At 53.7% G+C, this 24,471-nt stretch carries 24 protein-coding genes and 1 tRNA gene; 18 read left to right on the top strand and 7 right to left on the bottom strand.

Annotated elements, in window-relative coordinates; all coding sequences use genetic code 11:
* Positions 1 to 36 precede the first annotated feature (36 nt).
* Positions 37 to 1,344 carry an ATP-grasp domain-containing protein gene (locus BUA49_RS11145; RefSeq protein WP_072797382.1) on the top strand — a complete coding sequence of 436 codons (1,308 nt, stop codon included), beginning with the start codon at positions 37 to 39 and terminating at the stop codon, positions 1,342 to 1,344.
* Between the two features lie 9 nt (positions 1,345 to 1,353).
* Here BUA49_RS11145 and BUA49_RS11140 read toward each other — a convergent pair whose 3' ends face one another.
* Positions 1,354 to 2,484, bottom strand: a complete 1,131-nt coding sequence (locus BUA49_RS11140) for a histone deacetylase family protein (protein ID WP_175547568.1) — start codon at positions 2,482 to 2,484, stop codon at positions 1,354 to 1,356.
* A gap of 465 nt (positions 2,485 to 2,949) precedes the next feature.
* On the opposite strand from BUA49_RS11140, the gene BUA49_RS11135 reads away from it, so the two are divergent.
* The 8 genes from BUA49_RS11135 to BUA49_RS11100 all read left to right on the top strand — a co-directional run bounded on the left by BUA49_RS11135 (position 2,950) and on the right by BUA49_RS11100 (position 10,953).
* Positions 2,950 to 4,245: a tyrosine-type recombinase/integrase gene (locus tag BUA49_RS11135; protein WP_072797380.1), complete on the top strand. Its 1,296-nt coding sequence runs from the start codon at positions 2,950 to 2,952 to the stop codon at positions 4,243 to 4,245.
* A gap of 292 nt (positions 4,246 to 4,537) precedes the next feature.
* Positions 4,538 to 4,738, top strand: a complete 201-nt coding sequence (locus tag BUA49_RS11130) for a helix-turn-helix transcriptional regulator (RefSeq protein ID WP_072797379.1) — start codon at positions 4,538 to 4,540, stop codon at positions 4,736 to 4,738.
* The gene (locus BUA49_RS11125; RefSeq protein WP_072797378.1) at positions 4,735 to 4,944 is read left to right on the top strand and encodes a hypothetical protein; all 210 of its coding nucleotides are present in this window, start codon (positions 4,735 to 4,737) and stop codon (positions 4,942 to 4,944) included. Before BUA49_RS11130 ends, BUA49_RS11125 begins: the two co-directional genes overlap by 4 nt.
* 169 nt (positions 4,945 to 5,113) lie before the next feature.
* Entirely contained in the window at positions 5,114 to 7,423 is a 2,310-nt protein-coding gene (locus BUA49_RS11120; RefSeq protein ID WP_072797376.1) for a PriCT-2 domain-containing protein, read from the top strand.
* A 592-nt stretch (positions 7,424 to 8,015) separates the two neighbouring features.
* Positions 8,016 to 8,420: a hypothetical protein gene (locus BUA49_RS11115; RefSeq protein ID WP_139248763.1), complete on the top strand. Its 405-nt coding sequence runs from the start codon at positions 8,016 to 8,018 to the stop codon at positions 8,418 to 8,420.
* Positions 8,410 to 9,846 (top strand): phage terminase large subunit, encoded by a 1,437-nt coding sequence (locus BUA49_RS11110; RefSeq protein WP_072797372.1) that lies wholly within the window; start codon positions 8,410 to 8,412, stop codon positions 9,844 to 9,846. The genes BUA49_RS11115 and BUA49_RS11110 overlap by 11 nt, the downstream gene beginning before the upstream one ends.
* A 13-nt stretch (positions 9,847 to 9,859) precedes the next feature.
* Entirely contained in the window at positions 9,860 to 10,645 is a 786-nt protein-coding gene (locus BUA49_RS11105; protein ID WP_072797370.1) for a hypothetical protein, read from the top strand.
* A complete protein-coding gene (locus tag BUA49_RS11100; protein ID WP_139248762.1) occupies positions 10,636 to 10,953 on the top strand; it encodes a hypothetical protein in 318 nt (105 codons plus the stop codon). The genes BUA49_RS11105 and BUA49_RS11100 overlap by 10 nt, the downstream gene beginning before the upstream one ends.
* Positions 10,954 to 10,955: 2 nt before the next feature.
* Here BUA49_RS11100 and BUA49_RS11095 read toward each other — a convergent pair whose 3' ends face one another.
* Together BUA49_RS11095 and BUA49_RS11090 are read right to left on the bottom strand one after the other, a co-directional pair.
* Positions 10,956 to 11,174 carry a hypothetical protein gene (locus tag BUA49_RS11095; RefSeq protein ID WP_072797366.1) on the bottom strand — a complete coding sequence of 73 codons (219 nt, stop codon included), beginning with the start codon at positions 11,172 to 11,174 and terminating at the stop codon, positions 10,956 to 10,958.
* A gap of 333 nt (positions 11,175 to 11,507) precedes the next feature.
* Positions 11,508 to 11,598 (bottom strand) — tRNA-Ser (locus tag BUA49_RS11090).
* 257 nt (positions 11,599 to 11,855) lie between these two features.
* Between BUA49_RS11090 and BUA49_RS11085 the strand changes: the two genes are divergently transcribed.
* The 5 genes from BUA49_RS11085 (at position 11,856) to BUA49_RS11065 (ending at position 14,097) form a co-directional block, all read left to right on the top strand.
* A complete protein-coding gene (locus tag BUA49_RS11085) occupies positions 11,856 to 12,572 on the top strand; it encodes a Bax inhibitor-1/YccA family protein (protein WP_072797365.1) in 717 nt (238 codons plus the stop codon).
* 103 nt (positions 12,573 to 12,675) lie between these two features.
* A complete protein-coding gene (tusD, locus tag BUA49_RS11080; protein WP_072797364.1) occupies positions 12,676 to 13,092 on the top strand; it encodes a sulfurtransferase complex subunit TusD in 417 nt (138 codons plus the stop codon).
* 2 nt (positions 13,093 to 13,094) lie between these two features.
* Positions 13,095 to 13,445 carry a DsrE family protein gene (locus BUA49_RS11075; RefSeq protein ID WP_072797363.1) on the top strand — a complete coding sequence of 117 codons (351 nt, stop codon included), beginning with the start codon at positions 13,095 to 13,097 and terminating at the stop codon, positions 13,443 to 13,445.
* Positions 13,446 to 13,482: 37 nt separating this feature from the next.
* A complete protein-coding gene (gene tusB / locus BUA49_RS11070; RefSeq protein ID WP_072797362.1) occupies positions 13,483 to 13,767 on the top strand; it encodes a sulfurtransferase complex subunit TusB in 285 nt (94 codons plus the stop codon).
* A gap of 3 nt (positions 13,768 to 13,770) precedes the next feature.
* Complete coding sequence (locus BUA49_RS11065) at positions 13,771 to 14,097, top strand: TusE/DsrC/DsvC family sulfur relay protein (RefSeq protein ID WP_072797361.1); 327 nt, start codon at positions 13,771 to 13,773, stop codon at positions 14,095 to 14,097.
* 27 nt (positions 14,098 to 14,124) lie between these two features.
* Here the strand turns inward: BUA49_RS11065 and BUA49_RS11060 are convergent, their stop codons facing one another.
* From BUA49_RS11060 to nfuA, 3 genes are all read right to left on the bottom strand, one after another.
* Complete coding sequence (locus BUA49_RS11060; RefSeq protein WP_072797360.1) at positions 14,125 to 14,517, bottom strand: hypothetical protein; 393 nt, start codon at positions 14,515 to 14,517, stop codon at positions 14,125 to 14,127.
* A gap of 33 nt (positions 14,518 to 14,550) precedes the next feature.
* Entirely contained in the window at positions 14,551 to 15,750 is a 1,200-nt protein-coding gene (locus BUA49_RS11055) for a hypothetical protein (RefSeq protein WP_217650406.1), read from the bottom strand.
* Between the two features lie 173 nt (positions 15,751 to 15,923).
* Positions 15,924 to 16,511: a Fe-S biogenesis protein NfuA gene (gene nfuA, locus BUA49_RS11050; RefSeq protein WP_072797352.1), complete on the bottom strand. Its 588-nt coding sequence runs from the start codon at positions 16,509 to 16,511 to the stop codon at positions 15,924 to 15,926.
* 244 nt (positions 16,512 to 16,755) lie between these two features.
* On the opposite strand from nfuA, the gene metH reads away from it, so the two are divergent.
* The 4 genes from metH (at position 16,756) to BUA49_RS11030 (ending at position 23,307) form a co-directional block, all read left to right on the top strand.
* Positions 16,756 to 20,454 (top strand): methionine synthase, encoded by a 3,699-nt coding sequence (metH, locus tag BUA49_RS11045; RefSeq protein WP_072797349.1) that lies wholly within the window; start codon positions 16,756 to 16,758, stop codon positions 20,452 to 20,454.
* 34 nt (positions 20,455 to 20,488) lie between these two features.
* Positions 20,489 to 20,725 carry a DUF2970 domain-containing protein gene (locus BUA49_RS11040; RefSeq protein WP_072797348.1) on the top strand — a complete coding sequence of 79 codons (237 nt, stop codon included), beginning with the start codon at positions 20,489 to 20,491 and terminating at the stop codon, positions 20,723 to 20,725.
* A gap of 430 nt (positions 20,726 to 21,155) precedes the next feature.
* Complete coding sequence (locus BUA49_RS11035) at positions 21,156 to 22,808, top strand: nitrite/sulfite reductase (protein WP_072797340.1); 1,653 nt, start codon at positions 21,156 to 21,158, stop codon at positions 22,806 to 22,808.
* Positions 22,801 to 23,307, top strand: a complete 507-nt coding sequence (locus BUA49_RS11030) for a DUF934 domain-containing protein (RefSeq protein WP_072797339.1) — start codon at positions 22,801 to 22,803, stop codon at positions 23,305 to 23,307. Before BUA49_RS11035 ends, BUA49_RS11030 begins: the two co-directional genes overlap by 8 nt.
* A 144-nt stretch (positions 23,308 to 23,451) precedes the next feature.
* Here BUA49_RS11030 and BUA49_RS11025 read toward each other — a convergent pair whose 3' ends face one another.
* The gene (locus BUA49_RS11025; RefSeq protein WP_072797337.1) at positions 23,452 to 24,450 is read right to left on the bottom strand and encodes a YhdH/YhfP family quinone oxidoreductase; all 999 of its coding nucleotides are present in this window, start codon (positions 24,448 to 24,450) and stop codon (positions 23,452 to 23,454) included.
* Positions 24,451 to 24,471 lie beyond the last annotated feature (21 nt).

Below are 24,471 nucleotides of genomic sequence, written 5' to 3'. Positions count from 1 at the left end.
GTGTAGTTCTGAGTTAACCAGCAAGGAGGACCCCAAATGTCGATAACGTCAGAAACACAATTATCTAAAGATGTATCAGGCTGGCTCGATCCAACATTGGACTCTGTTCGTGGGACGGAAACGCCCAAGGATCCGAACAAAGGCTACATCGCCTTGCTTGGATGGAGCTTAAATGCGGTAAAAGCCGCGCAGAAGTTTGACCGGCGCTATATTGTGGTTGCTCCGAATTGGGCGGCGGATTTCTGTACTGCAAACAAGATACCGTTCATCCCATGGGATTTTACCCGTCTGAACGATCGGTCCCACGATATTGCAGAAAAGCTGAAGGCGGAAGGCGTTGATATAGCACTACCGCTGTTTGAGGAAACCGTCGAGTGGTCAGGTGCGATCAACTCCGTCCTACTCGACAGCCCTCATATGTATGGCCAGTCTATTCTGTTTCGTGACAAGTCTCTGATGAAGCGACGTGCACAGCTGGGCGGTATTCGCGTCGGGATTTTTGAGGAGGCTTACAAGAAAGAGGACATCGTCCGCTTCATGAAGCGCGTCAACCAGACACTGCTCCACCTTGATGGTGACCCGGACGACCCGATTCACGTCAAGGCGTTCGACAAAGCCGGTTGCCTCGGCCACCGAATGATTCGAAAGATAGAAGACATTGACGCCATTCCGGCGGAAGAATACCCCCTGCTGATGGAAAGTCACCTGGATGGCTGGGAGTTTGCTGTCGAGGCATGGATCCACGACGGGAAAATCAAGTTCCTTAATATCTCCGAATACGTAACGCTGGGCTACTCGGTGTTCGTCCCCGCCACCAAGGAACTTGAGAGCTGGCGCAACGCGATCACCAAGCAGATCGAGCTGCTGATCAAAACCTTCGACATCAAGTTCGGCTTTATTCATCCCGAGTACTTCGTTACTGCTGACGGCGCAATGTACTTTGGCGAAGTTGCGTATCGTCCGCCGGGGTTCAAGGCGTTCGAGCTTATTGAGAGAGCTTACGGATTCAGCGCCTATCAGGCATCCATGTTGGTGTTTGATCCCAAAAGCACCAAAGAGGAGGTAGATAATTTCTTCCCTCGTGAGGTGGTCGACGCGAAGGGCTACGCAGGTTGCTTCGGTGTGTACCCAAAACGTCGTGTGGTCAGCAGGCTGGAAATGCCCAAAGAAACGATTGAGCACCCCTACTTCGAGTCTCACGAACTGGTCCCGCCGACAGAAGAGACGGTTCCAGAACGCTCAGCCTTCGGAACGCACTGGGGCCTGATCTTCTTCTTTGGTGACGACCCCATCAAGATGCGGGACCTGTTGAAAGCCCAGGAAGATCTGGACTTCTACGTTTAGAGGTTCTGTTCAGCTAGAGGTTTTGGCCATCGCGGCGATAGATTTGGCATGGAACGCCGCAGCATCGGACGCGGCCGCACATCCGGGGTCCTCCGCCAGGACGTTAAGCGCGCCCACTGGTTTCCCGGCGAGCGCCTCAACCACCGCATAGGCGCTGTCGGCCAATGCCTTCGCGTTGTAGCCGCCTTCCAGCATCATTACCAGGCGGCCATCACAAAGCTCGTCGGCCAGGGCGCTCATACGCTGGGTGACGGCGGCATAGCCGGTCTCGTCCATAGCGCAGACCATGTCGAGGTAGTGACAGTCGAAGCCAGTGGATATAAGCAGAAGTTCGGGCTGGAATGCGCGCGCCGCCGGGCGCACCACCTGCTCGAACACTTCCACTAGCGCGGCGTTGCCAAAACCCGTGGGCAGTGGCACGTTGAGATGGTAACCGATGCCCGCTCCAGATCCGGTTTCAGCCAACAGGCCGGAGCCCGGATAGAACGGTGCCGCGCAGTGGCTATCGACCACCAGCACGCTGGGGTCGTCATAGAAAATGGCCTGGGTGCCGTTGCCGTGATGCATGTCCCAGTCCCATATCATGACGCGGTCGAAGCCAAGCGCTTTGCGTGCATGCGCCGCGGCGACCGCCAGATTGTTATACAGACAAAACCCCCGGGCACGGTCAGCCGGGGCATGGTGGCCCGGCGGGCGCACGATACAGAACGCGCGCCGGGCTTCACCGGCGGCGATAACTTCGATCGCGCTGATCCCGGAGCCGGCTGCCAGGCGGGCCGCTGTCACGCTGCCCGGAGATACGGCGGTCGTGTCCTTGGACAGCCAGCCGGATTGACCGTCCAGCGATTCGATATGGGCCACATAGGCCGCGTCATGCGACCTCTCGAGCTGGGTGGCGCTGGCCGGAGTCGGCAGCATCCAGCGCACGCCGTCGACGGGTTCGAGAAGCAGCCGATCGACGATGGCTGTCAGGCGCTCCGGACGTTCCGGATGGCTATAGGTGTCCAGGTTACTGTTGGGATATTGCAGCTCAATCATCGCCTTGACGTCATCTGTCCATTCGGGATGGTCAGGATCCCAGCCGTGTGGATTGTGACCGAGCATGCGGAAGTCGTAATAGATCAATACGGTCGTTGTCATAGCGGTCATCCAGGAGATAATGTTTTGCTCTGCCCATCTCAACAACGTCGATTATACTGAGATAGGCACATGCCGACATAGAGCCATAGCTGAGTGGGCATGTTATGACCGAGTCTATTGTAGAAATCCGTGAACATGAAATACCAGTCAACCTGGTCAACCCAGAGAACCGGTCAATTGAGGGTATTTGTTATTAAGGGAGGTCGTCAAAGAAAGAAATAAGATATTGATTTTATGGAAAAATGGCGGTGGGCCAGGCCACCAAAACGACTTATAAGCTACTGATAACAATGCCATTTTTAAGAAACAACCCTTGCCCCGCCTAGTCTGTGCCTATCAACCTTGTAATATGTTGTTGCATGCTTTAGTCTCCAATAATATCATTTTGGATAGTTAGGATGGCAGGACAAACCCTGCTAGTTAGAAATCCCTAGCCCGGATTCTAACCCCTCAGGAGACGACAGCATGCCCATTAAAACTAGGGAATTGAGCGCCACCGAAGTCAGGCGTTTAACCTATTCAGTCAGTAAGACAACCGGCAAAGAATATCCCGCCCTTCACTCAGTGGGTGGCGTTGCTGGCCTGCTGCTGCAAGTCACACCGACCGGCGCAAAGTCGTGGATATATCGTACCCGTATCGGCACCAAGCGCCGCTCTATTGGCTTGGGTGGCTTCCCTGATGTGACCTTAGCCCAGGCTAGGGACAAGGCCAGAGAAACACGCGACAAGATCGCTGATGGTATCGACCCAGTGGAGGAACGGCAGACAAAACGCCGGGATCTGCTGGCGGCTAAACTCAGCACCATGACCTTTGCTGATGCAATGGCCGACTATATCAAGATGAAATCCACGGAGTTCAGGAACCCACGCCAGGAACAGCAATGGACAAACAGCCTCACTACCTACGCCCTGCCCCATATCGGCAAAGTTCCGGTGCGTGATATTGAGTTACCCCACATTAAGGCCGTACTGGATCCGATCTGGCAGACGAAAACCGAAACGGCAAACCGAGTTCGCGCCCGTATGGAAAACATATTGGGATGGTCTGCTGTGCATGGCTACCGCTCCAACGAGAACCCGGCCAAGTGGCAAGGCTACCTAGATGAGGTTTACCCCTCACCGGAGAAGATCAAAAAGAAAGGCCACCATGCCGCGCTATCTGTGGATGCCCTGCCCGGATTTATGACGGATCTGCAAAAGCGTACCGGGACAGCTTCCCGAGCAATGGAGTTCCTGATTCTGACCGCCAGCCGGACAAATGAAGTCATTGGAGATAAGCGTATAGGTAAGCCGGGCATAACCTGGCAGGAGATCGACCTACAGGCCAAGGTGTGGACAGTGCCAGCCGACCGCATGAAGTCAGGCAAGGCACACAAAGTGCCGCTAACTGATGCCGCCATGGATCTGATAAACAGCATGGAGCCTGGCGCACCTGATGCCCTGCTATTTGCCGGCCCGAAGGGTGATATACCGTCCAATAACTTTCTTTCTGCGCTACTGAAACGCATGGATCAACCCGTAACCGCGCACGGCTTCCGCTCCACGTTCAAGGATTGGGCTAGAGAGCGCACAGCCTACGCTGATGAGGTATCGGAACTTGCCCTTGCCCACGTTAACAGTGACGCCACACGCGCCGCCTACGCCCGCTCAGAGCTACTAGACAAGCGCCGCCAGCTAATGGGCGACTGGGAACAATACTGCTACCACGGCAAGGCTAGAGAGGAAGGCGGCAAGGTTGTATCTATTGGTGGGGGGAATTGATATTCGTGTTATATAAAACGCTTGCGTTATAACAGGCGCATGATGTAGCATTCAATTAGTAGCTACATAACGCTACTACAAATTGCAGCTTGAGTGAGAGTAGGTTTCAGGGTTAGGCATTGGCAGGCGTTCAATGTTTAAACTCTCCGGCAGGAGCCGGTGCCAGGGCAGAAAACCGGGGTAACTCGTAAAGGTGACGGGTGTTCATCGGCTATGCGGAAATCATTAAATTGATTCGCAGCCGGTGTCCCCGTCATTTTTTTATGCGGCATTGGTTGCGAGAGGTTCCGACATGACCAACGCAACTAAAGACCTGAAAACGCTTTTCCTCTCAGATAAAGACTTAGCCAACCGGTATTCCATCCACCGCGTCACCCCTTGGCGCTGGGTTAGGGATGGCAAACTACCTGCCCCCATTAAGATCAACGGCTCCACAAGGTGGAAGCTCTCAGACATTGAAGCCTGGGAAGTTGAACAGGAGGCGACAGCATGAGCCGCACTCCAGGAAAATTCTATAATCATTCCACAAAAACGGAATATATCGCCCTGTCCCGCGTAGCTGAAGTGGTGGGTGTACCGGCTTCCGTCATAACTGACGCCATAAGCAACGGATCGTTACCTGTTCAGGAGATATCTGGTTGCCGCTGCATTGCTGTGGTTGACCTCTTTAAGTTTACGGATGAGGGGGGCGCGGTATGAGGCAGCCAATCAGCCAAAAAGAGGCACTTTGTCATAACGTCCGATCCGCCCGAGCCGATGGTGGGCATGGTGGATTGCCTAGCAGGCGGAAGATGCGCCGTATCTTCGCAGCACTTGAACGAAAGCAACAGAAGAAAGACCGGAAGGCTGCAAAACGGAGGGGCGAATAATGGATGATCTACAAAGAACGTCCCCTGCCGGGCAGCAAGGGGACACATTCCAAAGCGGGCAAGCTCAGTATAGCATTATTGGTCAGAAATCAGCCAATAAGCTGCTGACCAATTACCCGTGCTGCTTCCTTGCTCATAACCAAAAATACCCCGCTGGCGCTGACGCTAAAAACTGGCAGAACAACCCGCGCCGCGCTGATGAATGGCGGGCCGGTACTGGTATCGGCATTATTTGCGGAATGCCCGCGCCCGATGAATGGAGCACTCAGGGGCTTGATGTTGATACACCACATCCGGGGATGGCTGCTGACCTGCTGGCTTTCATCCGGCCACTGCTGGCAAAGCGTACCGGCGAAAAGCTGATAAGAGTGGGTAACGCGCCTAAATTTCTGATTCCGTACAAAACGAGAGCGCCACAAAGTAAACAGCTATCGCCCGAAGTCTTCCCGATTGCGGAAGATGGCAAAGTCGACACCCGCCGCGAGGTGAAAAATCAGATTGAGATTCTGGGAAAAGGGCAACAATTCGTTGCCTACCAGATCCACCCTGACACTGGCCAACCGTATCAATGGAATGATTTTGACGGTGACGACAGCAAAACATTGTCGGAAGTATGCCCGGCTGATCTGGTGGAGCTTACCGCTGACGACATAGAGGAAATTTTGTGGGCCTTTGATGAGATTGCAGAGCGTCATTGTTTGGTGCCTAGGCCCAAAGCCAAGCCCAAAACGGGAACAGCGCCACAAGCGGGAGGAGATGGGCATAAGGTGCCGGACTTGCTCAAGTGGATTCCGAACAATGATGAGGGTTACAACCACTGGTTTAATATCGTATCGGCTGTAAAGCATGAGCTAGGCGATGCGGGCCATGCTGACGCATACCAGTGGAGCACCCAGGCACCGAAGCACGATGACGCCAAGTTCCAAAAAACATGGGACTCAATACAGCGCAGTGAAGGGCGAACCATTGGGACGCTTATTCATTTTGCACGTGAGAACGGCATGAAAGGAGGCCCGCCCGAGCAATCGCGGTTCACTGCTGACCAACTGGCAAGGCTTACCGCAAGCGCCGAAACCGAAACAGAGATCAGCGGGCCAGAGTTCAACTTACCGCCGCTACCTGATGAGCTGTATCAGCTCCCTGATGGCCTTGGAGCTATTCAGGAGTACATACACGGGGCTATGACGTACCCATGCCGCTATACGGCTGGATGGGCTGCAATCGCTACCCTGACCGCCTTTGCTCAAACAAAGGTTACGATTGATAGCCGCAGGGGTTTGGGCTTTAACGAGTATTATCTGACGTTGGCAAAAACGGGTTTTGGAAAAGAGGAATTACGCGACCCGCTCAACAGCGTGATAACGGAACTGGATTTTGATTTTACAGTATCAGGGGAAAATATACCGGACGTTGTAAGCGCCGCACCTAGCAGTAAGCAGGGTTTGCACTACCTTATTGAAGCGGCAAAGAGCCATTCCGTTTACGTCCAAAGCGATGAGTTTGCCGAGTGGCTGAAAGCGGCTTCCAACGACTCACACAAGCAACAGGCGCTTGCCTACCTGATGGAGATATACAACAGGGCATTGCGGAAGATCCACCCAGGCAACGCCGTTACAAATAAATATGAAACGGTACACAATCCGCGTTTAAGTGTGTTCGCCACAACCACGGCAGAATCGGTAATTAGGTCATTGAACCTCGATGATGCCGAGATGGGCGCTTACAACCGCTGGTTGATCTACGTGGCACCCGAACAAATGCCGGACAAGCGTTATACAGGGCTGAATTTTAAGGCAAGCCCTGACGCTATAGAGGCCGCCGCTTTCGTCGCACGGCTAGACACTACCCACATCAAAATGACAGCCGGAGGGCTTAAAGAATACATCGAACAAGACCGGACACACGCCGAGCCTATCAAGTTTGCTGATGCCTTGATGGGAGGCCGCCTAAGTGAGCAAGCCCTGAAGCTGGCGGGGCTGTTTGCATTGTCTGCCAAGCGTACCGAGATCAGCGCCGATGATGTGGAACTGGCCTATAAAATCCGGTTAGGGCTATACCGCCGCGCAAGTTCCCTAGTGGAGCAATCTGGAGCCATTAGCGGATCACATGAAACCACAAAGGCATTAGATCAGGTCAGGGAGGTATTGAAGAAGGGCAATCCCATATATACCAGTACATTGAAGGCGCGCAGCCGAGCTTATAAGGCGCTCCACATCAACGAGCAGAACGCTGTAATCAGAACGCTGATTGAACAAGGCGATGCCGAGTACCTACCCGACAGCAAAAAAATCATTGTTATACGGCAGTAGTTCCACCCGCCCCCGTTAGCCTCGCTATATCGCGGGGCTTTTTTATACGTTTTTATACGTTTTTATACACTTTTGTCTAAAAGCTGTAAGCCATGCAGCGCAAGGGATGCAGAGGTGTTATTACTGTTATTTAGACACTTATACAGACACACACATACACCTCGGTTTGTGGAGCGTAATTACGCCCCCCGCGTGTGTCCTTTTTGTATAAAACGTATAAAAGCCCTGTACCCCTTGCGAGAGTAAGGCTTGAGAGTTTATACACCCTGTATAAAACGTATAAAAAATCGGATGCCGCATTATCATTTCAGGAGCGCACACTTTTGGGCTGTCCTCACTCAGCGAAGCCCAAAACGCCCCGTTATAGCCATTCGATATATTGAACCTTCCGCTTATACCCCTGAAAACCATTCCTTACCGTATGCCGAAACCTGACTTTTTACAGCTTGGCGGAGCATACCACCGACACTACCGCATAATTATCAGTTAGTTACACGTTGATTAATTGAATTACTGCCCTTATACCTATCCACTAGCAATAGTTTATGAGACAATGCCCCTACATTATGCAAGGTTTATTGAGGTTTAAAGCATGGCTAGGCCGTTCGAGAAATTACCAAGCGGAGCAAAGACGCACCTGGAGGCAATGGCCGCCACTGGCCTGCTGTCTGAAAGCGCCGCTGCTACTGCGCTGGGTATGCCCTTGAGTGAGTTCAGGCGCGTTATCGGTGAGCATAAGCCCTCGACAGCTATCTGGGACAACGCCCTGGCTGTGGAGCGTGACCAGTTACTCAAGGCGCTGTATAACAAGGCCGTAGAAGGCGATACAAAGGCCGCTCAGACTTTGCTGGCAGTAAGGCACGGTATGAGCGAGAAACAGCCACAAGGCAACTCAGAGCGCGTAAGCGTGGTGTTTAACCTACCCGCTGCTATGGATGCCGCAGAGTATGCCAAGGCCGTTCGTGTTGCGCAGGTGAGCTTACCTGATGGCAGTTGAACAGCGCCCAGATCAGCTAAGTGAATGGCAGAGTCAGGCCATGACCGTGCCGGAGTCTATCGACCTGTTCTTAGGTGGTGGTCGTGGTGGTGGAAAGAGCTTCCTGCTGGCAGCATTGTTCCTCCGGCACTGTGAACAACATGGAGATCAGGCCCGGTGCCTGGTGGTTCGCAAGTCATTCCCTGGCCTTCAGGATCTTGAGGCAGAGTTCCGTCAATACTTCACATCCATCTATGGAACAGCCCTTCGCTTTGACGCACAGAAGCATAAGTTCACATTGCCCAATGGCTCGACCATTCAGTTAGACCAGCTTGAACGCGAGGCTGATTTTAGCAAGTATCAGGGAAAATCATTTAGTTACATCGCCGTCGACGAGGCTGGCCAGTTCGCAAGCCCTGCACTGGTTGACCGTCTGCGCTCATCCCTACGCCCTCCAGCGGGAGTGCCTGGACGGTTCATTGTCCTGGCTAACCCTGGCGGTGTGGGCCATGCCTGGCTAGTTCGCCGGTATGCTCTCAATGAGCCGTGGAAGCCGTACACCGATGCAGCCACCGGCTTTGATTTCGTGAGCATTAACAGCACATACCGCGACAATCAGTTCATCGACCGCGAGCGTTACGCAAAGAACCTAATGGCAAGCTGTGCCACTGACCCAGAGTTAGGCCGCGCTTGGCTAAATGGTGATTGGTCAGTATTGCGTGGCGCGTACTTCAGCACGGTTATCGATGAACAGCGCAACATGATTGAGCCATGGCCACACCTTCCGAACCGTTACAGGAAGGCCGGGGCGAATACATTGGCACACCATGACCCACGGCTGGCAATGACTGACCGCTGGGAGTTCTATCTGGCCCATGACTTCGGTGTGGCTGCCCCTTCCGTGACCTACCTTGTCGCCAAAAGCCCAGGTGCTGAAGGCCCGGACGGTTATCACTACCCGCGTGGTTCTTACATTCTGGTGGACGAGGAAACCACTACACACCCGGATGACCTGAACACCGGCCTTGGCTTAACCGTGCCAGATCAGGCAGACCGCATCCTATCAATGTGCCAGCACTGGAACGTAACGCCCCGTGGTGTCGCTGACGATGCAATATTCAACCGCACCGGCAGCCAGGAAGGCAGCATTGCCGATGAGTTCCGAAAGGCTGGTGTCTACTTCGAGAAGGCCCGCAAAGGCTCCCGTCTAGCAGGCTGGCAGACCATGCGCCGGTTACTGGCTGATGCCGGTAAGCCTGACGTACCTGGCCTGTATGTGTCCCGTAATTGCCGGATCTGGTGGGAGACGGTGCCAAGCCTGCCACGTGATCCCCGCAACCCTGAAGATGTTGATTCGTCCGCGCCCGATCACGGCGCTGATGCTTGTCGTTACGCGCTAACCGGCAATGCCGGACACGTACACATTCCCGTAACTTTCTCTCACTAAAGGTACTCAAATAATGACCATACGCACTGATTTACAGTTCAAAGACGGCGCGGTTCACGTTCGCGACAACAACCGCACAGATATGCGCGAAAAGCTGCCAGAGGTGAAGCTCACCGATCGGCTAGCGTCTACGCTGTGGGGCCAAAGTGTCCGTAAGGATGCCGGTTCACATGCTGATGACCCTGCATTGCGGGACTTTGAACACGCACACACTATTATGGCCAATGGCGCTCAAAAGCTGGTTGGCTTGCGTGAAACACAGAACCCTGCACACACCCAGGCCGCCCACCTTGCGGATCTGGACACCCAGTATCAGACCTATCTGGGACGATCAGCCCAGGCTATGGACAGAGCGCGCGCCAACATTAAAAACCGTATCGGTTCGATTGATTCGGAATTCCGGCAGCGCGCCAAGTTTAGCGATAACGGCGCAGGCTCAGAGATTCGGCAGGTTGTTCGAGGGATGGATGATAAGCAGAAAGCCGAGTTTATCGCCAACGCCATTGCTAATGAAGACGGCGAAGTTTTGAGCGCCGTTTTGGATGGCCACCCTTCACTAACCGGGCTTAGTAAAGACCAGATCGCTAATCAGCGAGCGCGGGCCATGCAGCAACTTACGCCCGACTTGTTGAAGCTGGAGCGTAGTCTGCAAAAGGCTGATGAGGTTTTGTTCCAGACCTTTGACGAGGCGTTAGGGGTTGGCGACACACTGACCGCAAAAGATGTCCGAGCAAGGTTCGACGCTGAAGCACAAAAGGCGCGGACGGCAAGGCAGGCGGCCCAGGATTCTTGGGGCTGAGGCCAGTGGGCCAGATGGAGGCGCTATACGCTGAACTACAAGGCAGGGATGCCGGTTTGGGTGAAAGGCGGCTATGGGCTGAAGCTCTGAAGCTGATGCTTTTTGATGCGCGCCATTACTGGCGGGGCCAATCGGCGCAAGGTGTCCACCGTAACAGCTACGTCCTTGAGGCCGCATTCGATGACCTGGTGAGGTGCGGGCCAATGTTGCGGCATTGTTGCGACTATCTGAGCCTTGACGCGGATTGGATCTCAGAGGAGTTTATAAAGTGGTGTGAGTCTGTGGCCGGAAGCCGTGGTGATGTATAGGATCACTGTTCGCTTTCTAAGTGCCGGATCTTTTCGATAATTGATGCTAGCTGCCGCTCATAACTGGAGACCAGAGACCGGGACATCTGGGCATTCGATCCGCCTTTGTATTTACCTGAGCTCCAGGCCTCCGCTTCCCGTTTTGCATGGGCAAGCTGCCGCGCTGTTTCGTCTTCCAGTTGTCTTAACTCTTCTAAGGTTTCGTTACCCGTTAGTTTCACCAGCCGCCCCCTTGGTGGTTACGAATCAATTCACCCAGAAGGATAACAGCAAGTGGTTTCCCGCTGGCAATGGATGAACATGAAGCTGATTTAGACCCTATGGTGGGATGGCTTACCGTTAACATGCCCTTTTCAATTGTGGCGTCTGCGGTGTAAACCTTGCCTTTATGTTTATTCTCAACAGTAAACCGATGCACTGAACAATCCCTATTCTGATTTCAATCTGCCTACATAGTAGCCAAAAAGAACAGGTTTTAGCCATTTCAGCGTGGATAGTCACGTTGATAGTTAATTTATTTTCTCTAGCCTAACTTGTTGATTTTAAAGGGATAATGGCGGTGGGCCAGGGATTCGAACCCCGGGTACGCTACTAACGTACGGCGGTTTTCAAGACCGCTGCATTAAGCCACTCTGCCAGCCCACCGTTTTTCCATTACTGCCTAGCGACAGCGGTGTGCATGATACCGGATTTGCCTGTGCTGTCAACGCCCTGCATAAAACCCGATGCAATTTTAAACATTAACTGCATTTAATGGAATCTGGAGAGCACTTTCGTGTCGTAAACGATTGAAAGTTGAGAATTCGACATTATCATGGAGTGTAATTCCAGGTAATTGGCGTTTATCAGGCTCAGCGCTTGGCGCCAGCAACCAAACAAGCTGGATTAAATCGGAGATCAGAATGCAAAACAGACAGTACAATGTTCAGCAGGACAGCAAAGGCATGATTGCCCGTGGGTCTGCTACCGCCCCGATCAGTGCTTCGGCGACCAAGGTTTTGCGCAACACTTACACCCTGCTTGCAATGACACTGGTATTCAGTGCTGTCATGGCTGGTGTATCCATGTCCTTCGGGCTGAGCCAGGGCGCAAGCCTTGTATGCAGTCTGGGCGCGCTTGCTCTGATCTGGTTTGTGCTGCCACGCACCGCCAATAGCTCTGCAGGCATTGCTGTCGTGTTCGCTTTCACCGGCTTGCTGGGTCTTTCTCTTGGCCCGATCCTGCTTTACTACCTGCAGCTCTCCAATGGTGGGCAGATCATTATGCAAGCCCTGGGCGGAACGGGCGTGGTATTTTTCGCCTTGTCCGGCTATGTGTTGACCACCAAAAAAGACTTCAGCTTCATGCGTGGCATGCTGGTTGCCGGTCTTGTTGTGGTGCTGGTTGCGGCTTTGGGCTCCATGGTCGCTGCAATGTTCGGTGTTGAGATCACTGCACTCAGCTTGGCCATCAGCGCTGCGATCGTGTTCCTGATGTCTGGTTTCATCCTCTATGACACCAGCCGCATCGTGAACGGTGGTGAAACCAACTACATCATGGCCACCACGGGCTTGTACCTGAACATCTACAACCTGTTCCTGGCGCTGTTGCATCTAATCGGTGCCTTCTCCAACGATTAGTATCCGGAGTGCTTTGCGCACTTCATAGTTAGCAAAAACCCCGGCCTTTGCCGGGGTTTTTGCTATTGGTACACTGACTTCATCCCAGGCAAGAACTTCAACCATGGCTGCTACCTCTCTGCAAAGCTACACGCTGGTAATAACCGGGGCGCCCTACTCTTCCCAGGCTCCGCAAACAGCGTTGCTATTCGCCCGTGCTGCGCTTGCAGCAGGCCATACACTGGATCGGATATTTCTCTATGGTGACGGGGTCCATCTTGCCTCCGCGCTCTCTGCACCGCCATCAGACGAAACCCACTGGCCAGTTGAATGGGCGAAATTTCTCACAGAGAATGCTATCCCGGGTTTTGCTTGTATAGCTTCCGCGTTAAGACGTGGACTGGTAAACGACGCGGAGCAAAAGCGTTATGAGCTGCCGGCCAGCAACCTCCTGGAGCCTTTTATTATTGCCGGACTTGGCGAGTGGGTTGAAGGCACTATGGCGTCGTCACGGGTTATTTATTTCCATGCGGGAGGCTGAGCGTGAGCACATTGATTGTAATTGATCAGCCTCCTTACGGAATCTGGACCGGGCGTGAAGCCCTCGACATGGCTTTTTCCCTGGCGGCGTTCGATCAGTCCGTATCGCTATTGTTTATGGGAGCTGGCGTTAACTGGTTACGAAAATCCCAGGAAACCAGCGAAATAGAACAAAAGTCCGTGGAAAAGAACCTTTCCGCAGCGCCCATTTTCGGCGTCGAAGCAATATACGCAGACGCAGCAGCCTGCGTAAGCTATGGGCTTACCCTGGAAGATATGGTGTCAGGTGTGGCGATGTCTGAAAGTAGCTCCGAACTGCTGCATCAATACTCACATACTGCCTTTGCCGGTTGATTCCCAACCATGCACTAGCAGAGAGCCGGAACCCGTTATGACACGCATTCATATCCTTCACATTCTGAACAAGGCGCCCGGGCATCCGCGCTCAGCTGAGTGCAGGCATGCACTCAAGCCCGGAGACGCTCTGCTTCTCACTGAGAGTGCAGTATTGGCTATCGCCACATCAGGGGATCATGAAGCAAGCATTCCCGTTTATGCGCTTGCGCCGGATGTAGTAGCTCGCGGCCTTGGCCAATGTGCCGGAGAGGCCATCCTGGTGGACTTCCCTGCCATGGTTGATTTGACGGTTCAGGCCCAAAACGTAATCAGCTGGTGACCCATGACAGAATCCGTAATGCCTGACAGGAACAATGAGGGTTTTCTCGAAAGCGCACACGACTGGACGCCTGAAGTCGCGACTGTCATTGCCGAAGATGACCACATTAAACTCAATGAAAAGCACTGGGAAATCATCGAGTTTCTACGCTTATTTTACAAAGAACATGAAATATCGCCACCCTCAAACCGGCTGTTCGTCAAGTCGGTGAAAGATGCTTTGGGTGAAGACAAGGGCAACAGTATTTATCTCATGCAGTTGTTCCCCGGTACTCCGGCAAAAACAGCCTGCCGTATCGCCGGACTGCCACGGCCGACAAACTGCCTGTGACGATCCTTTATCGGGGATGCGCAGCAGTCAGTTTTCTGTAGATTGTTTTGGTGGCGTTTCGGGCGCAGGCGAAGCGGTAGAGCGGCGCTGCTGTCTTTTATGCTCCAGATCAGCGGCATTGCCCAGAAAGCTGCTCAGACCGTTCTCGAACAGCCCGGAACCAAATTTCAGGAACTGCCGGGTAGACTCTTTTACCGTGCCGTCCCAGGCGCTTTCCGGCAGTTCCCGAAGCGTTTCGGCAACACCCGCCTTAACGCCGCGCGCCACACGTGGCTCAATTTCCTCTGAGGCAGCAATAAGCTCTGCCACCTTGCGATCCAGATAAGGCCGGACAACAAGCGCCCAGAAGCCCCAGAGAACAAGAAGAACAGCAGCAGCCGTTATTAAAAACTGTGTTATAAGCAATGCCCAGTCAGGCATGACGCCCTCCTATTGATACCCCGGCGTTCATAATCATAATGGCAGATAAGTCAGCGCAAAGAACTGAATAGCACCGGCCAGCGCTCCAAATATGCCGCCTACAAACATAAGTTGCCCCTCCTCCTCGCGAAATGCCGGGCGGAGTATGTCCTGAAATTCAGCGGGCTGGAGCGCTCTCATTTGCCCGGATAATACGCCCGCCACAACCGGAGCCCGCTCTTTATTAAAGTTCGGATCGCTGAACACGTCGTGGGTCGCCAGCAATGCCTGCTGATTCATGGCCTTTTTCAACTCGGTATAGCCGCTCATACCGACGGTTACCTGAGCACCGAGCTTCATCAACAGAGAGTTATCCAGCAAAGGCCTCAGGTGCTTCTGTATAATGGCTCGAGTGCGGTCGCCCCGACTACCGTTAATCATGGCATCAGCCACCTTCTCGACCGTGATCAGCTCTTCTGCAACCAGCTTCGCCCAGATGTCGCTGATTTCCGGCTGGCGCCGCAAAAACAGCCCCTGAATTTTCCAGAACAGAAACCGACGGGGCTTCAGCGGCGCAAAGATCAGGTTGATTGCAAGCCAGTTTGTGATAAAGCCAATAACAAACCCACCAACCGGCAAGAGCCAGGGTGTCGGGTAAACCGACCAGGCTGGCGCAAGAAAGCAGCCCAGAATCCCGCCAATAACGGCTCCGCGATTGATGACCGATCTAAGCTCAACCGAGCCCGCCTGTTTGAAAATGCGATTCATGAGATCAGGATGCTGTTTCAGCTCCCTGCTCAACAATGCTTTGAGATCGACCAACTCATCAAGGTCGTCACCAAAATCATCAACAAGATCTTCCACCCGTTCAGGTAGCTGCTCCCGGGCCCACTGATAGATCTGTCGGCGCAGAAACAAGGGCAAGTTGTCCCAGAGCACAGGCTGGATTTCGTACATCATTTCATCGATGTATTCATCCAGCCTGGGCGTTACCTGGGAGATCACCTGTTCAATAATGCGTTGAGGCTCAAGCTTTTGATAGACGGCATTCAGATCGCCGAATTGCCGAAGGGTCCGGTCGATACAGATATGCGCCATTTTCTCCGCTTTGCGGGGAATAACGCCCTGCCAGCCGATGACTCCAACACCAACAAACTGAACCGGATAGAAAGACATCTGGATGGCAAGCCAGTTGGTAATCCAGCCTACAAAGGCTGCCATGATGGGCACGGAAAGAAGTGCAGCGTCGATCAAGTAGAACCCCAGAATTCAGATGACTAGCCCGCAGAGTATGTCATTTATTCTAGAGCGGGGCAGCAGGCGCCGCCTCTGTTTTGGAGCAGCTTATGCGATAGCCCGGCCTTTGTGACATTGGCCGAGCAGCCATCGCGAAGGAATAAGGGGAGACCTTAAGGGCTTGCCCGTTTCTACTGGTAGTAGGCGTTCTCGGTTTGCGTATGATCCGTTACGTCGCGAACTGCCGTTATTTCGGGTACCCGCTCCTTGAGAGTTGATTCAACGCCCTGCTTCAGAGTAAGGCTCACTGCCGAGCAACCTTGGCAACCGCCACCGAAACGCAAAACGGCAACAGACCCTTCGACGATTTCAACCAGTGAAACCTCTCCACCGTGTGCAGCAAGATTGGGGTTAATTTCAGAAGCAAGAATGTAATTCACCCGGTCAGGTAGCGGTGCGTCATCATCAATCTGGGGCGTTTTAGCATTCGGTGCCTTAATGGTGAGCTGCCCACCCATCTGATCCTTGGAGTAGTCCACATAGGCTTCTTCAAGAAACGGTATGGAGTTGTGATCCAGAAAAAGCGTGAACTTTTTCAGGTCGACCTGCTCATCCGTCGGCACAATCTCGTTTGGCGGGCAGTAGGCCAGGCAGGTCTCAGCATTCTTGGTACCTGGCTGCGTTACGAAAATCCGCACGCCCATGCCTTCCACATCCTGCTTTTCGATAAGTTGTGCAAGATAATCTCGTGCTGGATCTGTCACAGTAACCAATGCCATGTTTTTTAAACCCGTTGATAAGTTTAAGCTCATTTTAAGGGAGTTCGCGGCAACATGAAAGACCAAGTAAACTAGTTGGTCTTTAGGAGGGTAATGACTTTCACGTACCACCTGCCCTGCGCCCAACACTTGACGTAAGTAAACAATAACCACAGACGGCACTGCGACTGGCACCTGCATTTTTGCTATGATCGCGCGCCACTGAAAAAATACGCCGTTAATAACGACATCCGGAATATTGACTATGACCGATCGCAACACTCGCCTGAAACAACTTCACAAAGCCCTGCAGGAACGCATTGTGATTCTTGATGGCGGCATGGGGACCATGATCCAGAACCAGAAACTGGACGAGCAAGCGTTCCGTGGCGACCGGTTTGCCGACTATGATCATGAGGTACAAGGCAACAACGACCTGCTGAACCTGACCCAGCCTGCCCTGCTGCGGAACATTCATGCAGAATATCTGGATGCCGGCGCAGACATTATTGAAACCAACACCTTCAACTCAACCCGGGTATCTCAGGCCGATTATGGCCTTGAAGAAATCGCCAAAGAACTGAACGTGGCCGCCGCAAAGCTGGCGCGACAGGTGGCGGATGAGTTTACCGCCAAAAATCCGGACAAACCCCGATTCGTTGCCGGCGCGGTGGGGCCCACATCACGTACGGCTTCCCTGTCGCCGGACGTTAACAATCCCGGTTTCCGAAACGTCGATTTCCAGACCCTGGTAGACAACTATTACGAGTCGGTTGAAGGCTTGGTCGAAGGCGGTTGCGACATCATCCTGATTGAAACCATCTTCGACACACTGAACGCAAAAGCGGCGATCTACGCCACTCAACAGTATTTTGAAGACAGCGGTATCGAACTACCGATCATGATTTCCGGCACCATAACCGATGCTTCTGGCCGCACGCTATCGGGCCAGACAACCGAAGCGTTCTGGAACTCTATTGCGCATTCCCGGCCCATTTCCGTGGGGCTGAACTGCGCCCTGGGCGCGGATGCTCTGCGCCCTTACGTAGAAGAGCTGTCAGCTAAAGCCGAGACCTATGTTAGCGCACACCCCAACGCTGGCCTGCCAAACGAATTCGGAGAGTATGACCAGACGCCGGAGGAAATGGCCGAGATCATTGAAGGTTTCGCCCGTGACGGTTTCCTCAACATTGTCGGCGGCTGCTGCGGTTCCCGTCCTGACCATATAGAGGCGGTGGCCAAGGCTGTTGCCAAGTACCCGCCCCGGAAGATTCCGGAGCGGGCGAAAGTGCTCAGGCTTTCAGGGCTTGAGCCCTTTACCGGCGACGAAAACACCCTGTTCATCAACGTGGGCGAGCGCACCAATGTGACGGGCTCAAAGCGTTTTCTGCGCCTGATCAAAGAGGAACAGTACGAAGAAGCCTTGAGCGTGGCCCGGGATCAGGTTGAAAACGGCGCCCAGATTATCGACATCAACATGGATGAGGGCATGCTGGATTCGAAGGAGGTGATGGTCACCTTCCTGAACCTGGTTGCCTCAGAGCCGGATATTTCCCGGGTGCCCATCATGATTGACTCCTCCAAGTGGGAAGTCATCGAGGCTGGTCTGCGCTGCATTCAGGGCAAAGCCGTGGTGAACTCCATCAGCCTGAAGGAAGGCGAGGAAGAGTTCATCAAGCGCGCCCGCGCCTGCATGCGCTACGGCGCTGCTGTTGTGGTCATGGCCTTTGATGAGCAGGGACAGGCAGATACCTACGAGCGCAAAACCGAGATCTGTAAACGGTCCTATGAGGCTCTGATCAGCATTGGCTTTAACCCGGGTGATATTATTTTTGACCCGAACGTCTTCGCCATCGCCACCGGTATCGAAGAACACAACAACTACGCGGTGGACTTTATAAACGCCAGCCGCTGGATTCGGAAGAACCTGCCTCACGCGTCCATTTCGGGCGGTGTGAGCAACGTGTCCTTTTCCTTCCGGGGCAACGATGCGGTGCGTGAAGCTATTCATTCCGTGTTTCTGTATCACGCCATCAAGGCAGGCATGAACATGGGCATTGTAAACCCGGGCCAACTGGTGATTTACGATGAGATTGAGCCGGAACTAAAAGCGCTGGTTGAGGATGTTGTTCTCAACCGCCGGGATGACTCCACGGATCGCCTGCTGGAGATCGCCGAACGCTACAAGGGCAAAGGCGGCAAAACCCAGGAAGAGGATCTCGCGTGGCGCGAATGGCCGGTGATCAAACGGCTCGAGCATTCTCTGGTAAAAGGCATTACCAACTTCATCCTTGAAGATACCGAAGAGTGCCGCCAACAGGCCGAGCGCCCGATTCACGTGATTGAAGGCCCTCTGATGGACGGCATGAACGTCGTAGGGGACCTGTTCAGCGACGGTAAGATGTTTCTGCCCCAGGTGGTCAAAAGCGCCCGCGTGATGAAGCAGGCGGTCGCTCACCTGATTCCGTTTATTGAGGCGGAGAAGTCTGAAGACCAGCAGGCCAAAGGCAAAATCCTGATGGCTACAGTAAAGGGTGATGTGCACGACATTGGCAAAAACATCGTAGGCGTGGTGCTTCAGTGTAATAACTACGAGGTTATTGACCTGGGGGTTATGGTGCCTTGCGACAAGATCCTGGCGGCCGCCAAAGAGCACAATGTGGATATTATCGGCCTGAGCGGTCTCATCACACCGTCACTGGACGAAATGGTGCATGTCGCGCGTGAGATGCAGCGTCTCGACTTCCACCTGCCGCTGATGATCGGTGGCGCCACGACCTCCAAGGCACATACCGCGGTAAAAATTGAACCCCACTATAAAAACGACATTGCCTTGTATGTATCGGATGCGTCCAGGTGCGTTAACGTGGCATCGCAACTGCTGAGCAAAACAGCCAAGCCCTCTTTAGTGAGCGCTGCGCGCAAAGAATATGACGAAATCCGGGAGCGTCGGAAGCAACGCGGTGACCGCACCAAACTTGTCAGCCTCAAGCAGGCACGGGCGCGCGCACCCGAGATCAGTTTCGACAATTATGTGCCACCCAAGCCTGCCTTCACAGGTACCCGGTTGTTTGAAGAGTATGATCTCAATGAACTGGTGCCCTATATAGACTGGACGCCGTTTTTCATCTCCTGGGATATCGCCGGGAAATACCCGCAAATATTTGACGACCCAAAACGTGGTGAGGCGGCCCGCAACCTGTTTGACGACGCTCAGATAATTCTTCGGAAAATGGTTGATGAAAAGCGCATAAGTGCTTCAGGTATAATTGGTTTCTGGCCGGCAAATCGCCGCGGTGACGACATTGTGGTGTACACGGATGAGACCCGGAGTGCAGAGCTGACCACCCTGCACCACTTACGTCAGCAGGATGAAAAATCACCGGGCAAATCGATGATGACGCTGTCTGACTTTGTCGCCGAGGAAGGCTCAGAGCATTGTGACTATGTTGGCGGCTTTGCCGTAACTACCGGTATCGGCGCGGAAGAAATGTCACTTGAATACAAAAACGCCAATGACGACTACAACGCGATCATGGTGAAAGCCCTGGCGGACCGCCTCGCAGAAGCCTTTGCCGAGCGGATGCATGAGCGTGTGCGCAAGGAATTCTGGAGCTATGACGCTGGCGAGCAGCTGGAGAGCGAAGACCTGATCAAGGAACGCTATCGCGGCATCCGCCCTGCCCCTGGCTACCCTGCGTGCCCGGATCACACCGAGAAAGCGGCACTGTTCGAGCTGCTGGACGCCACAGCAAAAACCGGCATTGAACTGACCGAACACTTCGCCATGTTTCCAACGGCGGCAGTCTCAGGCTGGTATTTTTCCCATCCTGAGTCCAAGTTTTTCGCGGTAGGTAAAATTGGCGTAGATCAGGTTGAAGACTATGCTGAGCGTAAAGGTCTTTCCAAAGCGGAAGCAGAGCGATGGCTGGCACCAAGCCTCGCGTATGATCCAGCTGAGTAAAAGGCCGGCCTTACACACTGACAGGATGGGTTTTATGACGAATGCGCCTGATACCGAGAAGACTAAAAAAACAAAACCTCACGGCCCCGGCGTTTTTAAAGTGATGCGGACCGTTGCAGCGGGCGCTCTAGGGGTTCAGTCTAATAAGCGCCACGAAGAAGATTTTGAGACCCACAGCCCATGGCCCTATATTATTGGCGGGCTGCTGTTCACAGCCCTCTTTATCGTCACCCTCATTGTGGTCGTGCAGGTAGTGCTTTCCGGCCACTAGCCGTTACTGGCCGGAAACCCACACCACAGCGAATACAACCACAAGTGTTATAAGCATGACTGCGGCTATGGCATCGGCCTGGCTGTCTGATCGCATTAGTTTTTTCATAATCTGCTCCTTTTTCAGTGGTTCTGGCTTTCGGGGATCTGTTGCTTCAGTTTTCTCTGTTGCTTCAGCTCTAAGCGGAAGCCCTCACTCGCATCCGTCTCCTCTTCCAGTAAAGCAGCAAATTGACATTCGTCCAGCCTGCCGGGTGCTCCTTATCACCTGAATCGATAAACATATCTTGAAATAATCGTTTCTAGAATAAGGCGCCACTGTTATCCTTCGTTTCAGATATAAGGCCCCGGTTTTCGGGCGCACCTGAATTCCTGAACTGGAACCTTTCGGGTGCATGCCGTTACGACGATATTACCCAGGACTTTCCTTTATGTACGTATACGATGAGCACGATCGGCAAATGATGGCCGAGCGGGTTGCACAATTCCGGGACCAGACCACTCGGGCCCTGGCCGGGGAGCTGGACGAGGACGAGTTTCTTCCTCTGCGCCTTCAGAACGGACTTTACGTTCAGCGGCTTGCACCCATGCTGCGCATTTGTGTGCCTTACGGCATGCTGCGCTCTGCTCAGCTGCGTCGTCTGGCACGTATTACGCGGGATTACGACAAGGGATACGCACACTTCACGACCCGTCAGAACGTGCAGCTCAACTGGCCGGCTCTTGAAGACGTGCCGGATATCCTCGCAGAACTGGCAGAAGTTGAAATGCACGCCAACCAGACCAGCGGAAACTGCATAAGAAATACCACAACGGACCAGTTCGCGGCAGTTCAGTCAGACGAACTGGTGGACCCCCGCCCCTACTGTGAAATCATTCGGCAATGGTCTACATTTCACCCGGAATTCGCATTTCTGCCCAGAAAGTTCAAGGTAGCCGTAAATGCCTCCGAGCAAACCGACAGAGCTGCTATACAGGTACACGACATAGGTCTTCAGATCGTGCGCAATGAAGCTGGCGAGCTGGGTTTCCGGGTACACGTGGGTGGCGGGCTTGGGCGCACGCCGATGGTCGCTCCTGTTATTCGTGAATTTCTGCCAGAGCTCGATTTGCTTACCTATCTGGAAGCCGTTCTCAGGGTCTACAACCGCTATGGCCGCCGCGACAACAAGTTCAAGGCGCGTATCAAGATTCTGGTAAAGGCCCTGACTCCGGAAGGTTTTGCAGAGAAAGTCGAAACCGAGTGGGCTCACATCAAGGATTCACCGAGCCGGTTGACGCCCAACGCTATTGAGCGCATTCAGGGTTACTTCACTGAGCCTGCTTATGCGGCACTGGGTAATGCAACCGACCTGCTTGCGCAACAACGGTTCCAAAACCGTGCCTTTGATCAGTGGTTGCAGCACAACGTGGACACCCATAAAAACCCCGGGTACGCCATTGTGTCGCTGACCATGAAGAAAACCGGTACACCACCGGGCGATGTGACCGACCAGCAGCTTGAGCAGATCGCAGATCTTGCGGATGAGTACAGTTTCGGCGAAGTGCGGGTGACGCACCACCAGAACGTTGTGCTGGCAGATGTGCGCCAGGACCGCCTGTTGGAACTCTGGCAGCAGCTTGGCCCCATGGGGTTTGGCACCGCCAACCTGAACACGCTGACGGACATTATCTGCTGCCCAGGCGGTGATTTCTGTGCGTTGGCAAACGCCAAGTCGATACCGGTAGCTGAAGCTATCCAGCGACGTTTTGATGATCTCGACTTTCTCTACGATCTCGGCAACATCAATCTCAATATATCCGGCTGCATGAACGCGTGCGGTCATCACCACGTTGGTAGCATCGGTGTTCTGGGCGTAGACAAAAAGGGTCAGGAGTTCTACCAGATAAGCCTCGGCGGCTCATCGCAGCACGACGCTTCAATCGGCAAAATCCTGGGCCCGTCTTTTGCGCGTGAAGAAATGCCGAACGTGATTTCAAAAATCATCGATGTTTACGTCAACAAACGCACGGATGAGGAGTCGTTCCTCGATACCTATCGTCGCGTTGGAATTGATCCTTTCAAGGAGCGGGTTTATGCCTGACATTATTTTTCAGGATGGCAGCATTCGTCAGAACCAGTGGATTGTAGTTCCCCGCCCTGACAGCGGCGAGTCTCTGGATATTCCTGAGCAGCAACACGCGCTGATTCCAGCCGATCTATGGGTAGCGGGTCGTGAGCACTTTGTTGGCAGGGAAGATATCGGTGTGTGGTTTGACAGCCATGATGAGCCGGAGATTCTGGCCGATCATACTAATGAGCTGCCGCTGATCGCGGTAAACTTTCCGAAGTTCAGCGACGGCCGGGGTTACAGTATTGGCCGTTTGTTGAGGGAGCGTTTCGGGTATAAAAATGAGCTTCGGGCAATTGGCGACGTGCTATTGGATCAGCTTCAGTTCATGAAGCGCTGTGGTTTTGATACGTATGAGCTGCGCCCGGACAAGGATATTCGCAAGGCAGCGCGGTCCCTGAACTTCTTCACCCAAGGGTATCAGGCTGCTACGGATACGGATTTGCCTTTATTTCGGCGTAGGGCGTCCTAAGCTCCAATGTCGGAGTACGCAGTCAGGGGCGGACGGCCTTTCAAAACACGCTGTTAATACATCCGTGTACGCTCGGCTCCGCCATCCATGGCTCCGCACGGTTTTGAAAGGCCGTCCGCCCCTGACTGCTCAGGCTATGCCGTTTCAGATCGCATGATCCAGAACGATTTTCCCGGCTGACTCGCCTTTCAGGAAGGCTTTCAGCGCACCATCGAGATCGGCGCGGCCAATCCTCTTCGCAGAAGCTTCAGCCTTCGGGCATTTCCAGTCACCCGCAAGCTTTATCCAGACAGCCTCTTTCTCAGGCAGCGAAATTTCAACGGAATCCACACCCAACAAGTTTACACCGCGCAGGATGAACGGAAGAACGGTGGTCTGGAGCTGGGGGCCGGCGACCAGGCCGCAGCAAGAGACAGAACCGCCGGGCTTGATCTGCTTCAGTAGTTCAGCCAGAGGTGACCCGCCCACCGTGTCCACTCCGTTAGCGAATACCGGCTTCAGCATCGGTTTCTTATCTTCAGCCAGTGCGTCGCGCCCGACTACCTCGGTAGCACCCAGTTCTTTCAGGCCTTCTGCGTGATCGGCCTTGCCGCTGATAGCCACAACATCAAAACCGAGCTTTGCAAGCAGCTCTACGGCAACGCTGCCAACTGCGCCTGAGGCACCGGAAACGGCCACCTTGCCCTGCTCTGGCTTGGCCCCCATGGTCAGGAGCTTCTGCACGCAAAGGCCAGCTGTAAGACCAGCTGTGCCGTAGATCATGGCGGTTTTAGCTTCCCAACCGGCCGGCATAGGTACGCACCAGGCAGCAGGAACACGGATGTACTCACCAAAACCACCGTCTGTGCCCATGCCCAAGTCATAGCCGGTCACGACAACCGGGCTACCAACTTCAGGTGTTCCTGTGGCGGATTCGACAACTTCACCGGCGGCGTCAATGCCCGGCGTGTGCGGAAACGAGCGGGTTACGCCCTTATTGCCGGAGGCCGAGAGCGCGTCCTTGTAGTTCAGGGAGGAATGGCTGACTTTTATCAGTACCTCGCCTGCCGGAAGATCCGTGGTACCAAGTGTCTGTTCGGCGCCTTTATAGTCGCCATCCTGTTCTTCAACACGCCAGGCTTTAAATTGGATCTCGCTCGTCATGATGTTCCCCGCTTGCTGTCA

The organism is Marinobacter antarcticus, from assembly GCF_900142385.1.
Classification (GTDB): domain Bacteria; phylum Pseudomonadota; class Gammaproteobacteria; order Pseudomonadales; family Oleiphilaceae; genus Marinobacter; species Marinobacter antarcticus.
This window is presented reverse-complemented; position numbering and strand designations above follow the sequence as displayed.

Excerpts from the sequence above, each read along its gene's own strand:
- BUA49_RS11145 (WP_072797382.1), top strand. The coding sequence starts at position 37 with ATGTCGATAACGTCAGAAACACAATTATCTAAAGATGTATCAGGCTGG.
- BUA49_RS11140 (WP_175547568.1), bottom strand. The coding sequence starts at position 2,484 with ATGACAACGACCGTATTGATCTATTACGACTTCCGCATGCTCGGTCAC.
- BUA49_RS11135 (WP_072797380.1), top strand. The coding sequence starts at position 2,950 with ATGCCCATTAAAACTAGGGAATTGAGCGCCACCGAAGTCAGGCGTTTA.
- BUA49_RS11130 (WP_072797379.1), top strand. The coding sequence starts at position 4,538 with ATGACCAACGCAACTAAAGACCTGAAAACGCTTTTCCTCTCAGATAAA.
- BUA49_RS11125 (WP_072797378.1), top strand. The coding sequence starts at position 4,735 with ATGAGCCGCACTCCAGGAAAATTCTATAATCATTCCACAAAAACGGAA.
- BUA49_RS11120 (WP_072797376.1), top strand. The coding sequence starts at position 5,114 with ATGGATGATCTACAAAGAACGTCCCCTGCCGGGCAGCAAGGGGACACA.
- BUA49_RS11115 (WP_139248763.1), top strand. The coding sequence starts at position 8,016 with ATGGCTAGGCCGTTCGAGAAATTACCAAGCGGAGCAAAGACGCACCTG.
- BUA49_RS11110 (WP_072797372.1), top strand. The coding sequence starts at position 8,410 with ATGGCAGTTGAACAGCGCCCAGATCAGCTAAGTGAATGGCAGAGTCAG.
- BUA49_RS11105 (WP_072797370.1), top strand. The coding sequence starts at position 9,860 with ATGACCATACGCACTGATTTACAGTTCAAAGACGGCGCGGTTCACGTT.
- BUA49_RS11085 (WP_072797365.1), top strand. The coding sequence starts at position 11,856 with ATGCAAAACAGACAGTACAATGTTCAGCAGGACAGCAAAGGCATGATT.
- tusD (WP_072797364.1), top strand. The coding sequence starts at position 12,676 with ATGGCTGCTACCTCTCTGCAAAGCTACACGCTGGTAATAACCGGGGCG.
- tusB (WP_072797362.1), top strand. The coding sequence starts at position 13,483 with ATGACACGCATTCATATCCTTCACATTCTGAACAAGGCGCCCGGGCAT.
- BUA49_RS11065 (WP_072797361.1), top strand. The coding sequence starts at position 13,771 with ATGACAGAATCCGTAATGCCTGACAGGAACAATGAGGGTTTTCTCGAA.
- BUA49_RS11060 (WP_072797360.1), bottom strand. The coding sequence starts at position 14,517 with ATGCCTGACTGGGCATTGCTTATAACACAGTTTTTAATAACGGCTGCT.
- nfuA (WP_072797352.1), bottom strand. The coding sequence starts at position 16,511 with ATGGCATTGGTTACTGTGACAGATCCAGCACGAGATTATCTTGCACAA.
- metH (WP_072797349.1), top strand. The coding sequence starts at position 16,756 with ATGACCGATCGCAACACTCGCCTGAAACAACTTCACAAAGCCCTGCAG.
- BUA49_RS11040 (WP_072797348.1), top strand. The coding sequence starts at position 20,489 with ATGACGAATGCGCCTGATACCGAGAAGACTAAAAAAACAAAACCTCAC.
- BUA49_RS11035 (WP_072797340.1), top strand. The coding sequence starts at position 21,156 with ATGTACGTATACGATGAGCACGATCGGCAAATGATGGCCGAGCGGGTT.
- BUA49_RS11030 (WP_072797339.1), top strand. The coding sequence starts at position 22,801 with ATGCCTGACATTATTTTTCAGGATGGCAGCATTCGTCAGAACCAGTGG.
- BUA49_RS11025 (WP_072797337.1), bottom strand. The coding sequence starts at position 24,450 with ATGACGAGCGAGATCCAATTTAAAGCCTGGCGTGTTGAAGAACAGGAT.